Genomic DNA, 15,046 nt, shown 5'->3' with positions numbered 1-15,046 from the left:
GGGTGACTAGGGTCTGAGCATGGTCGCAATCTCGTACGAGGACATCGTCAAGGTCCCGAAGGCGCTGCTGCACGATCACCTCGACGGCGGCCTGCGGCCCGCGACGATCGTCGAGCTGGCCGCCGAGGTCGGCCACGAACTGCCCACCACCGACCCGGCGGCGCTCGGCGTCTGGTTCACCGAGGCGGCGAACTCCGGCTCGCTGGAGCGCTACCTGGAGACGTTCGCGCACACGGTGGCGGTCATGCAGACCCCTGCCGCGCTGCGCCGGGTGGCCCGCGAGTGCGCGCTGGACCTGGCCGCCGACGGCGTGGTCTACGCCGAGGTGCGGTTCGCGCCGGAGCAGCACCTGGAGCAGAACCTGACCCTGGACGAGGTGGTCGACGCGGTGGTCACCGGGTTCCGGGAGGGCAGCGCGCTGGCCGCCGAGGCGGGCACCCCGATCCGGATCGGCACGCTGCTCACCGCGATGCGGCACGCGGCCCGCTCGCAGGAGATCGCCGAGCTGGCCGTGCGGCACCGCGACACCGGGGTGGTCGGGTTCGACATCGCCGGCGCCGAGGCGGGCTTCCCGCCCACCCGGCATCTGGACGCGTTCGAGTACCTCCAGCGGGAGAACTTCCACTTCACCATCCACGCGGGTGAGGCGTTCGGCCTGCCGTCCATCTGGCAGGCGATCCAGTGGTGCGGCGCCGACCGGCTCGGCCACGGCGTCCGCATCGTCGACGACATCACGCCGGGCAACCCGCCGGTGCTGGGCCGGCTGGCCGCGTACGTGCGGGACAAGCGCATCCCGCTGGAGCTGTGCCCGTCGTCGAACGTGCAGACCGGCGCCGCGGCCTCGATCGCCGACCACCCGATCGGGCTCCTGCGTGACCTGCGGTTCCGGGTGACTGTGAACACCGACAACCGGCTGATGAGCGGCACCTCGATGTCGCGGGAGATGGCGTTGCTGGTGGAGGCCTTCGGCTACGGCTGGAAGGAACTCCAGTGGTTCACCATCAACGCGATGAAGAGCGCGTTCATCCCGTTCGACGAGCGGCTGCGGATCATCGACGAGGTGATCAAGCCGGCGTACGCCGAGCTGATCGGCTGATCACGACTGGCGGGGATGGCCGGAGAGCAGTGCGGCCACCCCGCGCAGCACCTGCCCGGCCCGGGCGGCCTCGGCGCCCAGCCCGGTCTGCCGGCGCAGCACGGCCGGCTCGGCGCGCAGCAGCGCGACCCCGCGCCGGAGCAGCACCCGGGGCGCCTTGCGCTGCTCGGCGAGATCCCGGGCGAGGCGGCGCAGGAACGTCGCGCCGCGCGGGCGGCGCAGCGCGTACGCACCGGCGAGCAGGCCCAGTCGCCGGCACTCGGCCACGATCTCGGCCGCGAAGATCCCCTCGGCGACGAAGATTGGCGATCCGTCGACATCGAATGGCCGGGTGGCTACTCGACGGTCTGCGCCGATCGCATAAACCGGCACTTCGGCCTTGCCCTCACGAGCCAGTCGGGCGATTGTTTGCACCGCCGTGTCCGAATCCCAGGACAAGGGGGACTCCCAGTCCACCTGTCCGTTTCGACGCGGACACGTAGGGTCATCGCCGTCCTTGTAGAAGTCGTCCAGGCAGAGCACCGGAAGTCCGGTTCGCTGGGCTATGTATGACTTTCCGGACCCGGAGGGGCCGGCGAGCAGGACGACGCGGTGCGGGTGTTCCATTACCTTCAGTGACTCCGGCCAGACGGATTGCTATCAAATTGCATCAACATCTCATCACACCTCCGGTGAGGGACAACCTGGGCTTTCTCTTTGCGGAGCGGCGTGATGGAATCTCGGAGGTCCGACCCGCCGGGTCGGTCGCTCGGCGTTGCCCTCAGGGTGGCGCGGGGTGCGGTAATGCGAGGGCGGTGACGTGAGCAAACGGCCAACGACGGCGGGCTCCTTCCTGTCGCGGCTGCGCCGGCCGATGAGTCGGCTGCGCGATATGCCGATCTGGTCCAAGCTCGGTCTGATCATGATCGTGCCGACCATCGCCACGGTCGTGGTGGGCACCAGTGGTCTGGTCGACCACCTGGAGACGCTCAACAATGCCAACCGGGCGGGGGATCTGGCCAACCTGATCGGCTACTCGGGTGACCTGGTCGACACCGTGCAGGACGAGCGGGTCGGCGCCGTGCTCTTCCTCGGCGCGAAGGAGTTCCAGACCCGGGCGCAGTACCAGGAGGGTTACAACCGCGCCAACCAGCGGGTGGACCAGGCGAAGTCGCCGTACCTGCGGCAGCGTGGCGAGATCGACGACCTGCCCCGCAACTTCGTCGGGCTGCTCGACACGATCGACACCCAGCTGAAGGACCTTCCGGCGACCCGCAGCCAGGTGCTGAACGGCAAGCTGAAGATCAACGACGCCGACCAGGCGTACCGGCAGCTGATCGAGGACCTGCTCGCGATCCGCGACTCGGCCACCCAGCTCGCCGGCAACAACGACCTGAGCGACCGGATGCGCGCGGCGGCCGCCGTCGCCCGGCAGAAGGAATACCTGACCCAGCGCCGGGTCGTCGTCCACCAGGCGCTGACCCAGAACCAGTACACCGCCGCGCTGCGCGAGCAGTTCATCGCCAGCGGCACCGGCCAGTCGCAGTCGCTGGCGACCTTCCAGTCGGTCGCCACCGAGCCCGACAAGCTGTTCTACGAGCAGACCGTCTCCGGGCCCGACCTGCGCAAGGCCGACCGCTTCACGAGTTTCGTCTCGGGCAACAACAACGGCTCGATGGAGAACGCCCCGTTCGGGGCGGACCAGTGGGACCAGACCATGGTCGCCAACGCCAAGCTGATCCGGACCGTGGAGGCCCGGCTCGACGGCAACGTGGTCCGGCAGGCCGACGCGCTGCGCTCGGACACCCAGCGCCAGGTGTTCCTGGAGACCGGCCTGCTGCTCACCATGCTGCTGCTGGCCATCCTGTTCGCGTACCTGGTGGCCCGCTCGATGGCCCGGTCGCTGCGCGACCTGCGCCAGGGCGCCCTGGCGGTGGCCCAGTACGGGCTGCCACAGGCGGTCGCCCGTCTGCGCGACCCGCAGGTCACCGGCCAGCTCTCCCCTGTGCAACTGGCAAACCAGATCGCCGAGCCGCTGCCGGTGCGCAGCAAGGACGAGTTCGGCCAGGTGACCGAGGCGTTCAACGCCGTCCACCTGGAGGCCGTCCGGACCGCCGCCGAGCAGGCCGCCCTGCGGGCCTCGGTTGCGACCATGTTCGTCAACCTGGCCCGCCGCTCGCAGATCCTGGTCGACCGGCTGATCGGCCACCTCGACCGCCTGGAGCGCGGCGAGGAGGACCCGGACCGGCTGGCCGAGCTGTTCCAGCTCGACCACCTGGCCACCCGGATGCGCCGCAACGACGAGAACCTGCTGGTCCTCGCCGGTGCGGACTCCACCCGTGTGCAGCGCGAGCCCGCCGCACTGATCGACGTGCTGCGCGCCGCCCAGTCCGAGGTCGAGCACTACACCCGGATCGAGTTCGGCGTGATCGACCGGGACATCGAGGTCGCCGCCCACGCGGTCAACGACCTGGTGCACCTGGTCGCCGAGCTGTTCGACAACGCCACCGCCTTCTCCCCGCCGGACTCGCAGGTCATGGTGGAGGCCCGGCGGGTCGGCGACCGCGCCTCCCTCTACGTGGAGGACCGCGGCATCGGCATCAGCCCGGACCAGCTCCGCGACCTCAACGAGCGGCTGGCCACGCCGCCGCAGGTGGACGTCGCGGTCTCCCGGATGATGGGCCTGGTCGTGGTCGCGCGGCTGGCCGCCCGGCACGGCGTCCGGGTCGAGCTGCGGCCGGGTGCCGACCGGGGCACCGTCGCCGACGTGACGCTGCCGACCTCGGTCCTGGTGCCGCGCGCCCTGGCCGGCCGTGGCCTGCCCGGACCGGCCCTGCCGGCCGCGGGCCCGCAGCAGAACGGCCCGGCACCGGCCTTCGGCGCCCTGGCCGCCTTCGGCAACAACAACCCGCCGAGCCTGCCGCCGGCGCCCCACCCGGGCTCCTCGGGCAACCAGGTCACGCTCGGCGGACGCGCCTTCGACCCGGCGCCGCGCAACGGCTCGGGCACCCCGGCGAACGCCGGTGGCGGCCGTGCCATGCCGGCCTGGTCCGACCTGACCGGCGCCAGCCCGTCCGGCGGCGACGGCGGATTCGGCGGCCGGCCCAACGGCCAGTCGACGGACCCGCTGCCGCAGCGGCGCAACCCGGCCGACGGCGACCCGGGCAGCACCGGCCAGCAGCCGGCGATCCCGCGCCAACTGCCGAGCAGCCCGGAGGCGCGGCCCTACAGCCCGCCGCCGGTCTCCGCGCCGCCGGTCCCGCCGGTGTCGGCCCCGCCGCTGCCCCCGGTCTCCGGCGCGCCGGTCTCCGGCAACCCGCTGCCGTACCGCCCGGTCTCGGCCGCGCCGGTCTCCGGCGACCCGTTCTCGGGCCGCCCGGTCTCCGCGGCGCCGGTCTCCGGCGACCCGCTGCCGTACCGTCCGGTCTCGGCCGCGCCGGTCTCCGGGCACCCCGCGCCGGTGTCCGGGCAGCCCGCCGCCGGGTACCCGGCCTCCGCGCCGCCGGCGAACCAGCCGCAGGCGCGTCCGATGCCCGCACCGGGTGTCAGCGCCCCGCCGGTCTGGCCGCCGGTCGCGCCGACCCCGGCTCCGGCGGCGCCGGAACGGCCCACCAGTGGCATGGACATGACCACCGAGCTGCCCCGGGTGCCGCGCACGGAGATTCCGGCCACCCCGCAGCAGGCGGCCGGCCAGCCGTCCGCCGCTCCGGCCGCGAGCCGGCCGGCCGAGGCCCCGGCGGCGAACCGCCCGGCGGCACCGGTGGCACGCCCGGCCGCGCCGCAGCAGCAGGGCAACCGTCAGCGGTACGCGGACGAGACGATGGAGCTGCCGATCTTCCGGGAGCTGGAGTCGGCGTGGTTCCGCACCCGCCGGCCCGGACCCAACGAGGAGTCGGCGGCACCGGCCGCGACGACGAACGGCGGCGCCGCCACCCAGCAGTTCGCCAAGGTGGACACGGACGGCCGGCCCGTGCCGCAGAAGACACCCGCAACGACAGGTAACACGCCGATGGCACACACTCCGACGGCCGGCGGAGCACCGCGTGACAACGGCGCGGCGAACGGGAACGCCCGTCCCGCGCACACCGGCGGGTTGCCCACCCGGCAGCCGACCGCGTCGCCGCAGTCCTCCTCCCCGTGGCAGACGGCGGCCGACGACGGCTGGCGTGCCGCGTCGGCGGCCACCGAGGTCCCGGTTGCGGAGACCACCCAGAAGGGCCTGCCGAAGCGGACGCCGATGGCGCAGCTCGTGCCCGGCAGCATCGAGAAGCCTTCCGCGTCGGTGCAGCGGCGTACTCCGGAGGGTGTTCGGGGCCTGCTCTCGGCCTACCATCGGGGCGTACAGCGCGGGCGTAACACCGACAGCAACACGACCGGCCCGGAGGGCACTCCGGGCGGGCAGCAGTCCTCGCAGTCTGGCTCAGGCCCGGTGGCCGGGAGCGGGCAGAAGGAGCAACAAGGATGACTACTACGCAGGATCTCGGATGGCTGCTCGCCAACTTCGCCGACCGGGTGCCCGGTGTGGCGCACGCGGTCGCGGTCTCGGCCGACGGCCTGCTTCTCGCCTCGTCCCGTGACCTTCCGCGGGACCGCGCCGACCAGCTCGCCGCGATCGCGTCCGGTCTGGTCAGCCTGACCCAGGGCGCGGCCCGCTGCTTCGAGGGCGGAGCGGTGTTGCAGACAGTCGTCGAGATGGACAACGGTTTCCTGTTCCTGATGTCCATCTCCGACGGCTCGTCGTTCGCGGTGCTGGCGGCGCGGAGCTGCGACGTGGGTCAGGTCGGGTACGAGATGGCCCTGCTCGTGGACCGGGTGGGCGATGCCCTGACGCCGCAGCCGCGTACGGCTGTGGGGATGATGGGCTGAATGACGCGCTGGCCGGTGGGTCAGGTGCGGGAACAACTACGACAGCGACGGATGCCACCGGGGCGAGCCGGTGCCGGGTACGAGGGAGGTGAGCGGCGAAATGGCGGATCGTGACGAGCCGACCGGAGCGTTGGTCCGGCCGTACGCCGTTACCCGCGGCCGTACCCGTCCCCGGCTCGACATCGCCCTGGAGGCACTCGTCGAGACGACGGTGCGCGGCCGAGCGGTTGCCACTGGCAATGGTGGCGGCCACGGTCGTGAACACCAGTACATCGCCGCGTTGTGTGACGGACGTGTGCAGTCGCTCGCCGAGATCGCGGCGCGGATGCAGCTTCCGCTCGGCGTGGCCCGGGTGCTCATCGCCGACATGGCGACGGACGGCCTGGTCGCGGTCCACGAGCCGACCATCTTGGACGACTCCGACGACGCGGTGGGCACTGAACTGCTGGAGAGGGTGCTGAGTGGACTTCGCAGGCTCTGACATGTCGCACCGGCCGCCGGCCCCGAGCGGCCGAGTGACGTCGGCGAAGATCGTTATCGCCGGTGGGTTCGGCGTCGGCAAGACGACGCTGGTCGGCTCGGTCTCCGAGATCACGCCGCTGACCACCGAGGCGATCATGACCTCCGCCGGTGTCGGCGTCGACGACACCCGGCAGGTGCCGGGTAAGACGACGACCACGGTGGCGATGGACTTCGGTCGTATCTCGATCGACCGGGATCTGATCCTGTACCTGTTCGGTACTCCGGGTCAGACGCGGTTCTGGTTCATGTGGGACGAGTTGGTCCGGGGTGCGATCGGCGCGGTGGTGCTGGTCGACACCCGCCGGCTCGCCGACTGCTTCGCCGCGATCGACTTCTTCGAGCACCGGCGGTTGCCGTACCTGATCGCCATCAACTGCTTCGACGGCATGCAGTACCACGATCCGCAGGACGTCCGGGACGCGCTGGCGATCTCCCGCGACGTGCCGGTGGTGCCGTGCGACGCCCGGAACCGGGAGTCCACGAAGCACGTGCTGATCTCGCTGGTCGAGTACGTGCTCACCATGCGGCGCTCGCGGGCCGTCGCGCCCGCCTGACCGACGCGCGGAAGCGCCCGGCGGCCTCAGGGCCACCGGGCGCTTCCTGCCGTCTGGGGGCGGACACGGTACGCGATCACCCGGTGACCCTCCAGGCGGGACGGTCACCGGGCGACGGGTGAGGTCAGGCGTACCGGGTCCAGTTGCCCCGGAACACCTGGTACACGGCGAGCGAGTCGGGCTCCATGCCGCCGTGCCGGTCGGCGCGGAACGCGTATCCGCCGGCGATGCCCTCGACGGTCTGCGCCTGGAGGAGCGCCCGCAGCCGGCCCCGGTCCAGGCTCGTCGCCATCCGCGCCGACGTGGCGAGGAGCTGGAGCGCGTCCGAGGCGTACGGGGCGAAGTCCGGGCTGACGCCGTGCCGCTGCGTGTAGCGGTTGACGAAGTCCCGGCGGGCCAGCTGGGCCGTCGTGGTGGCGGTGGCGGCGGAGACGTCCAGGCAGGCCGGGTGTACCGCGTACGCGCCCTCCACGGCGGCGGCGTTCGCGCCCTGCACGGTGTCGTCGGCGACCGCGCCGGCGTCGAAGAAGATCGGGCCGCGGTGGCCGGCGGCGCGCAGTTCCCGTGCCGCGACACCGGAGTCGGGTGCGGTAGCCCAGACCACCACGCCGTCCCGCTGGCTGCCGGCGACGCGCTCGGCGGCGGTACGGAAGCGCCGGCCGGTCGCCGGAAGGCGTACCGTGCGGGCCAGGTCGGTGCTGCTGTCGGCGAGCGCCTCCCGCATCGCCCGCACACCCGAGTCGCCGTGCATCCCGTCGGCGGCGAGCACCGACACCCGCCGGATCTTCTTGGACTCGAACAGCTCCACCAGGCGACGTGCCATGTCGACGGCGTCCGGGGTGAGCTTGTAGGTGAACGTGCGCTCGTCCAGCGGCAGCGCGATGCGTTCACCGTAGCCGAGCGACAGGAAGGGTGTCTTGACCCGCTGGGCGGCCGCCGCGAGGGCCACCGAGGTCTCGCCGAGCACGCCGCCGATCAGCGCCTGGGCGCCGGCCCGGGTGAACTCGGCGGCGTGGCGGGCGGCGACCTCGGGATTGCTGCCGTTGTCCAGGATCTGGAGCCGGACCGACCGGACCAGGTTCCCGACCGGCAGGCCGGTGCGGTTGAGCGAGTCGGCGGTGAGCTGAAGGGCCTGCCGCTGGGCGACGCCGAGCAGCGACCCGGCGCCGGTCAGTTCCAGGCTCGCGCCGACGATCAGGTCCTGGTCGCTCGGCGCGCTGCTGGACGGGCCGTCGTCCGGCCGCTGGCCCTGCGGCGCGCACCCGGCGAGCAGCAGGCTCCCGGCAGCGGCGGCGAGGACGCCCCGCCGGGTGAGCACAGTGGAGTCGAACGCCGGTGTCGCCAATGGAATCGCCTTCCCACCCCGGCGAACAGGCGCCGCCGCTGGTCCGCCGGGTATGTTCCCGGCCGGTCCAGCCCAGCGTCAAATCGTCCCGGTGTGGGATGGAACACCCCGGCGGGCCCGGTCAGGAGCGGTAGCCCGCCGAGCGGTACTCGTACTCCCGGTCGTCGTCGCGGTCGCCGGTGTCGCGGGTGAAGTCCCAGCCACCGGCCGCCTCACGGCCCGGACGGCCGCCCACGGCGAAGCCGCCGATCTCCTGGCCGCGCCGCCAGCCCCGGAAGTATCCGGTGGTGTTCTCGGCGAGGCTCGCCGCGTTCCGGACGATCCGCAGAGGACGCTCCTCGCGCAGCGGGGAGCCCGGGACCAGGTTGGCCTGCGGCACGCGCTTCGGCAGCCCGGCCTTGGTCTCCGCGCCGACGGCCGGACGGGCCGCCTGCTCGGCCGCCTGCCAGCCGGTGTCGGCGGTGGTCGACCACTCCAGGTCGGCCTCGTCGCCGTGGCCGACGAACCAGGCGGACTTGGCCTGCGCGAAGATCAGCAGGTCGCCGTCACCCTCGTCGGAGACCGGCGGCGGCCGGTGCTCCTTCGGGGCGGGACGCCGCTCGGGCGCGGCGGGCAGCGGTACGCGGCTCGGGTCGCCCTGGTCGACGAGACGCAGCGGGGGCGTCTCCAGGCCGGGGTCGGCCGGCCGGCCCATCTCGTCGCGCAGCGCGCGGTCGGCGAGCGGCGGCGGCTCCACCAGCCGCAGCATCGGCGGCTCCTGCGGCAGGTCGTCGGCGAGCCACGGCGGCGTGACCCGGCCCGGGTCGCTCGGCGCGTCCACGCCCCGCCCGTACGGGTAGGTGGTGCCCTCCCGCTCCCGGGCGGTGTCGTCCTCGGTGTTCACCAGCGGCCAGTTCGCCCGGGAGCCCGGCGGCGCCTCCGGCGCGGGCGGGCGCGGGGCCGGCACCGGGATGCTCAGGTCGGTGGCGCTGAATCCACCGGTGGGCGGTTCCTGGTGCGGGTTCTGGTTGGTCTTCGGCCGGGGCGGGATGACTGTGCGCTGCCGCTCGGCCCGCGCCTTGTTGATGGCCGCGGTGGTGAGCGTCGGGCGGAACGGCTCGCCGGCCTCGGCCGGCGGCACGGCGCCGCGCGGGGACGGGGCGATCGGCGTGATCCCGGGTGGCGGCGGAGGCGGCGCGGAGACCGGCCGGTTGGTGGGGCCGTCCACCCGCGACGGCAGCGGCGCACCGGTCGGCTCGGGCCGCGCCGGGGGAGCCGAGGACGGCCGGCCCAGTGCTGCTGCCGGAGCGACGGGCGTGACCGGCGCCGGGGCGACCGGCGGCGGCGTGACGGGCGCCGGCGCGACGGGTGGCGGGCCGAGCGGCCGGGGCGTCGTCGTGGCGGCCGGACCGGACACCGGCTCCGGACGGCTGCGCCGCCCGCCGGGGAGCGGCTCGGGACGACCGCGACGGCCGGCCGGCTCGGGTGCCCCGGCCGGCTCGGGACGACCGCGGTGGGGCTCGGCGATCGGGTCCGGCTGGATGGAGCGCACCGGACGGAGGTCGGCCGCGGGCGTCGAGGCCAGCTCGTCGACCTGCTCGCCCCGTCGGGCGGCGGCCCGGCGGCCGGTCGCGGGAGTGGGAGCGGTGCGTTCGGCGAGCGCGCCGACGAGCGCGTCGCAGCCGGCGTCACAGGTCCGGACGGAGGCGACGGCCTGGCGTACGGTCTCGGCGACGGCCGCGGTGAGCGTGCGGTTGACGGTGGCCCGCCGGGGCGTCTCGGAGATGGCGACACGCAGCGCGGTCACCGCGTCGGAGACGGCGTCGGCGTCGGCCACGCCCTCGCCGGCCAGCTGCGCGACGACCGCGTCGGCGGCCAGCGCGCCGTCCCGGCCACCACGGCCCGCGGGGCCGGTGAGCATCCCCGGCTCGGGCAGCGCGTCGAGGACCGCCAGGGCGACCCGGTCGGCAGGATCCGGGTAGGCCCGCAGCGCGGCCGGGTAGAGCTCGCGGAGCACCTCGCGCAGTGTCACGGCGGCGGAGTGACGGCCACTCGCCAGCGCCGCGTGCGCGGCCAGGACCTGCGTGTATCCGGCGAGTTCGCGCGGCGCCGGGAGGGTCACCGCGGAGAGCGCGCCGGCCTGGAGCGCACGGGCCAGCCCGACCGCCCGGCGCTCGGCGGGCGGGGACTGCATCTCCTCCAGGGAGTCGTCGTCGGCGAAGCGCTCGGCGAAGTCGTCGACCGAGTCGTCGTCCGCGATCGCCAGCGGGCGGCCGGCGGCGCTCAGCAGCGAGGTGACGATGTGGTCGTCGCTGTCCGCGGCGATGGCCGCGCCGCTCGGACCGCCGGACCGTTCCACCAGCAGCGCGACCAGCCGGGCGTAACCGGCGGGATCGTCACCGATCTCGCAGACGTGCAGCAGACGGCCTGCGTCGTCGACCACAGCGGACGTCAGCGTCGTTCCGGCCGAAGCCGTTCGGTCGGCCGGATCTGCCGAGGCCAGACCGCAGTACACGCGCACGAGCGCCACGGCGTCGTCCTCCTCCCGGGACACAGGTCTTGCTCTGCCAGAGACTGATGCTCCCCGCTCCGGGTCAGTCGCGCCAGTCCACAACCGCAGAGATCTTGCCGACAATGGTGCGCCAACCCAAACTTGCGGTTTGTGCCCCGATTTTCTTCAGCCGCCGACGACCCAGGAAACCACCGACGCCACCGTTGACGGAAGCGCGCAGCGCCTCGTCCAGGTCGTCCAGGCTGGAGCCCGCCGAGAGCATGTCCAGCACGGCGGGTAGCCGCAGGGCGTACGCCAGGTCACGGGCGATCTCACCGGCTTCGATGAGCAGCTCGTGGTCCCACGCGTCGTGGCCGCCGCGCAGGTTCTCCACCACCAGGTCGAGCTCGTACGTGTCCTCGTCCAGCGGGGCGATGTCGGCCGGCTCCAGCCGTTCGGACAGTTCATTCCAACTGTCCAGCTGGGACAGGTCGTTGGGCGCGCCGGAACGGATGAAAGTGACCAATGACTCCGGCGTCTTGAACAGCAGGAGCCGGCCCTTGTGGGTGAGGAAGACCGGCACCTCCTCGTCGCCCGCCTCGTCCTCGTCCTCGTCGTCCTCGGCGTCGTCCTCGTCGGCCTCGGCCTTCTCGTCGTCCGAGGCGTCGGCCTTGCCCTTGCGGCGGGACTTGGCGTCCTTCTCCTCGTCCTCGTCGTCCTCCTCGGCGGAGAGGGCGGCGAACTCCTCGTCGAGGATCACCACCTCCTCGTCCTCCTCGGTCTCGACGACCTGACGGCGGGCCAGGAACGGGTCGTCCTGGTCGCGCTCGGCGACGTCGGTCGGGGTCAGCTCGCGCGCCTGCCGGTACGCCCGCAGCGTGAAGCCGGTGCCGGCGGGCAGGGCGATCTCCACCGGGTCGATCCGCACCTCGTCCCAGAGCGCGCGGTCGGCCGGCGGGCGGTCCTCCTCGACCTCGTCGGCCGCGGCGGCGGCGTCGGTGTCGTCGAGCTCGGGCTCGTCGGCGTCGGGCCGTTGGGGCGACTGGCGGGCCACGCTGACCTCCGTGTGCGTTCGGGTTGCCCACCCGACGGCGTCGCGCCGCCGAGTGACTCTGCGCACATACCCTAGTGGGCGACGGTTCCGACCGGGAGTCGCACCCCTTGGCGTCGCGGCGGCGCGACAAGTAGCGTTGCTACGCATGAAGGCGCAGGCGCTGCACGGACACCTGGACGCGCTGCTGCTCGCCGTGCTGGAACGGGGCGCGCTGCACGGCTACGCGATCATCGAGGCGTTGCGTGCCCGCAGCGGCGGCACGCTGGATCTGCCCACCGGCACCATCTATCCGGCTCTGCGCCGGCTGGAGCGGGCCGGGCTGGTGGCGAGCACCTGGAGCACTGTGAACGGCCGGGAGCGCCGCACCTACGAGCTGACCGATGCCGGCGGCCGGGCGCTGGCCGGGGAGCGGGCCGGCTGGCGCGAGTTCAGCGCCACCGTCGGACGGTTCCTCGGCGCGGACGAGCCACCCACCGCACCGGCCTGACCGCGGCGGCAGCCCGGCCCGCCGAGCGGGCAGCCGGGGACGCCCGAGCAAGGCCGAGGGGCGGCCGCTCAGCCGGCCAGCCGGCGGTCGGCGAGCACCCAGCAGCGGGCCGCCCGGGCCAGCGCGAACCAGGCCGCCGAGACCACCACCATCCCGATGACCAGGGGCGGCCAGGTGAGCGCGGCGTCCCACAGCCCGATCGACCAGCCGAACAGCGCGCCCCCGGCGACCGCGCCGAGCAGCAGGCTGCCGGTCAGACCGAAACCGATCAGCCGTGCCGGGCGGACGAGCCGCGGTGAACCCCACCGGGCGACCAGCGGACCGACCAGCAGCGCGACCAGCGCCAGCGCGGCGACCACGCCCCAGATGCCGTTCAGCGCGGCGGAGAGCAGCAGGTAGCTCTGTGGCGGGGGCGGACCGTCGCTCCAGCTCGACCCCTGCCAGGTCAGGTCACCGGCGGCGATGAGCACCACCGCCACCACGAGCGTGCGCAGCGCCAGCCCGCGCAGCGCGCCGACCGCCAGCTCGGCCTGGAAACCCGGCACGAGCTGGGCGTCGCTGCCGAACTCGGCGACCGCCCGCCGCTGCGCCTCCGCGCGCGGCAGGCCCCCTTCCCGGTACGCCTCGACGGCGTCCTCCAGCGCGTGCCGCGCCTCGGTCAGCAGGTCGGCCTTGAGCCGGTTCGGCCCGTGCAACCGCGTGGACAACTCGTGCAGCCGGCGGTCGACCACTGCCTCCTCATGCACCCGCATGCGGGTAAGCCTGCCACCGGCGGGCGACACCCGCGTCAGGGAAAACCCCGATCGGCCGGGCGTCAGGGCGTGATCGCCAGGTAGCCGCGCTCGGCCGCCTCCTGGCGCAGCCACTGCTCCCGGTACCAGCCGGGGCGCGCCACCAGCTCGTCGTGCCGGCCGCACTGCACCATCCGGCCGCCTTCGAGCACCACGATCTCGTCGAACCCGGCGAGACCGCTGAGCCGGTGGCTGATCAGCAGCACCGAGTGCCCGGCCGGGGTGGCGGCGAGCGTGGAGTCCAGCACCGCGTCGGCGGCCGCCGGGTCGAGCCCCTCGGTCGGCTCGTCGAGCACCAGCACCGGTGGGGCGGCCAGCAGCGCCCGGGCCAGCGCGAGCCGCTGCCGCTGCCCGCCGGAGAGCTGCCCGCCCTGCTCGCCGACCACCGTGTCCCAGCCGTCTGGCTGTTCGCGTACCCAGTCGAGCAGGCCGGCCGCCCGGGTCGCGGCGACCAGGTCCGCCTCGGTGGCGTCCGGCCGGCCGAGGAGCAGGTTCTCCTTGACCGTGGCGTGGAAGACGTACGCCTCGGCGAGCAGGCCGCCGACCACCCGGGGCAGGTGCTCGGCCGGGATCTCGGACACCGGCACGCCGCCGGCGGTGACGCGGCCGGTGTCGGGGCGTACCGCGCCGGTGAGCACCGCGGCGAGCGTGCTCTTGCCGGCGCCGCTCGGCCCGACCACCGCCACCCGCCGGCCGGCCGGCAGGTCGAGGTCGAACCCGGCCAGGGCGGGGGCGGCGCCGGCCCGGTAGCGGACCGTCACGTCGGCGAACCGCACGTCGTGGCCGTCGACAGTGGGCTCCGGCGTGTCCGGTGGGGTCGCCGGGCCGGGCTCGGTGAGCAGGTCGGCGACCCGGGCCAGCCCGGCCCGCAGCTGGGTGCGCTGGCGGGCCGCAGCGACGAGCGCGAGCGCCACCTCCACGGCGGCGAGTGAGCCGACCGCGAGGACGCCGACCAGCACGCCGCCGACCTCGGCGCGCAGCGCCACGACCACCACGGCGGCGGCGGTGAGACCAGCCACGAGGACGCCGAGCGCGTCCACCGCGAAGCCGGTCGCGGCGAGCCTTCGTTCCAGCCGGGCCAGTCGTCCGGCCCGCTCGTCGGCGGCGGCGAGCGCGGCGCCTGTCGCCCCGAACGCGGCCAGGTCGGCGGCGCCGTGGGTGAGGTCGACCGCGTCCACGGCGAGCGCGCCCCGCAGCGGGGCCACCTCGTCGGCGGCGCGGCGGGTGATCCGGGCGGCGAGCGCGGGGAGCGCCACGCCCGCCACGAGCAGGCCGAGCGCGAGCACACCGGCGGCCGCTGGCGAGATCAGCGCGGCGACGCCGACCGCGAGCACGCTGACCAGCGCCGCCGCCGCACCCGGTACGAGGACGCGCAGGAGCAGATCCTGGGCCGCCTCCACGTCGGAGACCAGGCGGCTCAGCGCGTCCCCGGTACGGCGGCCGGTCTCCCGGCGGGCGGCGAGCGTGGCGAAGACGCGCGCCCGCACGTCGGTGATCATGCGGAGGACGGCGTCGTGCCCGGCGAGCCGTTCGGTGTACCGGAACACGCCCCGGCTGACCGCCAGTGCCCGGACCGCGACGATCGCCACCGTCAGCCGGTCCAGCGGCGGACGGCCGGCGGCGCTCATCAGCAGCCAGGTGGCGGTGGCCATCAGCGCCAAGCCGGCGAACTCGGTGGCGGCGGCGAGCAGCCCGGCGCCGAGCAGCCGGCTCAGGTAGGGCCGGGCCAGGCGCAGCACCGCACGTTCCGCGCCGGGCCGGGCGGGCGCGGGCGGTTCCGGCGAGCCGGAGGGCGGCACCGGAACCCCCGTCGGCCCGGCCGGCTCGCGGCCCACAGGCGTCACGCCGTCGGCGGCGGTCACCCGGTCACCACCGGGCGGGT

General features: G+C 74.3%; 12 protein-coding genes. 6 read left to right on the top strand and 6 right to left on the bottom strand.

Features of this window, described 5'->3' with window-relative positions; all coding sequences use genetic code 11:
- Positions 1-19: 19 nt before the first annotated feature.
- A complete protein-coding gene (locus FB454_RS19020; RefSeq protein WP_013473969.1) occupies positions 20-1,096 on the top strand; it encodes an adenosine deaminase in 1,077 nt (358 codons plus the stop codon).
- Here FB454_RS19020 and FB454_RS35445 read toward each other — a convergent pair whose 3' ends face one another.
- Positions 1,097-1,468 (bottom strand): hypothetical protein, encoded by a 372-nt coding sequence (locus FB454_RS35445; protein ID WP_232236649.1) that lies wholly within the window; start codon positions 1,466-1,468, stop codon positions 1,097-1,099. It lies immediately after the preceding gene.
- A 427-nt stretch (positions 1,469-1,895) separates the two neighbouring features.
- Here FB454_RS35445 and FB454_RS19010 point away from each other — a divergent pair, with 427 nt between their 5' ends.
- The 4 genes from FB454_RS19010 to FB454_RS18995 all read left to right on the top strand — a co-directional run bounded on the left by FB454_RS19010 (position 1,896) and on the right by FB454_RS18995 (position 7,017).
- A complete protein-coding gene (locus tag FB454_RS19010) occupies positions 1,896-5,540 on the top strand; it encodes a sensor histidine kinase (protein WP_145823253.1) in 3,645 nt (1,214 codons plus the stop codon).
- Positions 5,537-5,941, top strand: a complete 405-nt coding sequence (locus tag FB454_RS19005; RefSeq protein WP_013283992.1) for a roadblock/LC7 domain-containing protein — start codon at positions 5,537-5,539, stop codon at positions 5,939-5,941. Before FB454_RS19010 ends, FB454_RS19005 begins: the two co-directional genes overlap by 4 nt.
- 100 nt (positions 5,942-6,041) lie before the next feature.
- On the top strand, positions 6,042-6,422 hold the full coding sequence (locus FB454_RS19000) for a DUF742 domain-containing protein (RefSeq protein WP_013473970.1): 381 nt from the start codon (positions 6,042-6,044) through the stop codon (positions 6,420-6,422).
- A gap of 1 nt (position 6,423) precedes the next feature.
- The gene (locus FB454_RS18995) at positions 6,424-7,017 is read left to right on the top strand and encodes a GTP-binding protein (protein ID WP_013283994.1); all 594 of its coding nucleotides are present in this window, start codon (positions 6,424-6,426) and stop codon (positions 7,015-7,017) included.
- Between the two features lie 124 nt (positions 7,018-7,141).
- On the opposite strand, the gene FB454_RS18990 is transcribed toward FB454_RS18995, so the two are convergent.
- From FB454_RS18990 to FB454_RS18980, 3 genes are all read right to left on the bottom strand, one after another.
- Positions 7,142-8,362 carry an ABC transporter substrate-binding protein gene (locus FB454_RS18990; protein WP_145754429.1) on the bottom strand — a complete coding sequence of 407 codons (1,221 nt, stop codon included), beginning with the start codon at positions 8,360-8,362 and terminating at the stop codon, positions 7,142-7,144.
- Positions 8,363-8,483: 121 nt separating this feature from the next.
- Positions 8,484-10,895, bottom strand: coding sequence for a transposase (locus FB454_RS18985; RefSeq protein ID WP_145754426.1), 2,412 nt, complete (start codon positions 10,893-10,895; stop codon positions 8,484-8,486).
- A 40-nt stretch (positions 10,896-10,935) separates the two neighbouring features.
- A complete protein-coding gene (locus FB454_RS18980) occupies positions 10,936-11,886 on the bottom strand; it encodes a hypothetical protein (RefSeq protein ID WP_013283997.1) in 951 nt (316 codons plus the stop codon).
- Between the two features lie 145 nt (positions 11,887-12,031).
- Here FB454_RS18980 and FB454_RS18975 point away from each other — a divergent pair, with 145 nt between their 5' ends.
- The gene (locus tag FB454_RS18975) at positions 12,032-12,373 is read left to right on the top strand and encodes a PadR family transcriptional regulator (protein WP_013473973.1); all 342 of its coding nucleotides are present in this window, start codon (positions 12,032-12,034) and stop codon (positions 12,371-12,373) included.
- Positions 12,374-12,441: 68 nt separating this feature from the next.
- Here FB454_RS18975 and FB454_RS18970 read toward each other — a convergent pair whose 3' ends face one another.
- Complete coding sequence (locus tag FB454_RS18970) at positions 12,442-13,125, bottom strand: permease prefix domain 1-containing protein (protein WP_013283999.1); 684 nt, start codon at positions 13,123-13,125, stop codon at positions 12,442-12,444.
- 62 nt (positions 13,126-13,187) lie between these two features.
- Positions 13,188-15,026: a thiol reductant ABC exporter subunit CydC gene (cydC, locus tag FB454_RS18965; protein ID WP_145754423.1), complete on the bottom strand. Its 1,839-nt coding sequence runs from the start codon at positions 15,024-15,026 to the stop codon at positions 13,188-13,190.
- Between the last annotated feature and the right edge of the window lie 20 nt (positions 15,027-15,046).

It is taken from the genome of Micromonospora sp. CNZ297 (assembly GCF_007827625.1).
Note: the sequence above shows the minus strand (reverse complement) of the source record. Positions and strands in the feature narration are given on the sequence as shown.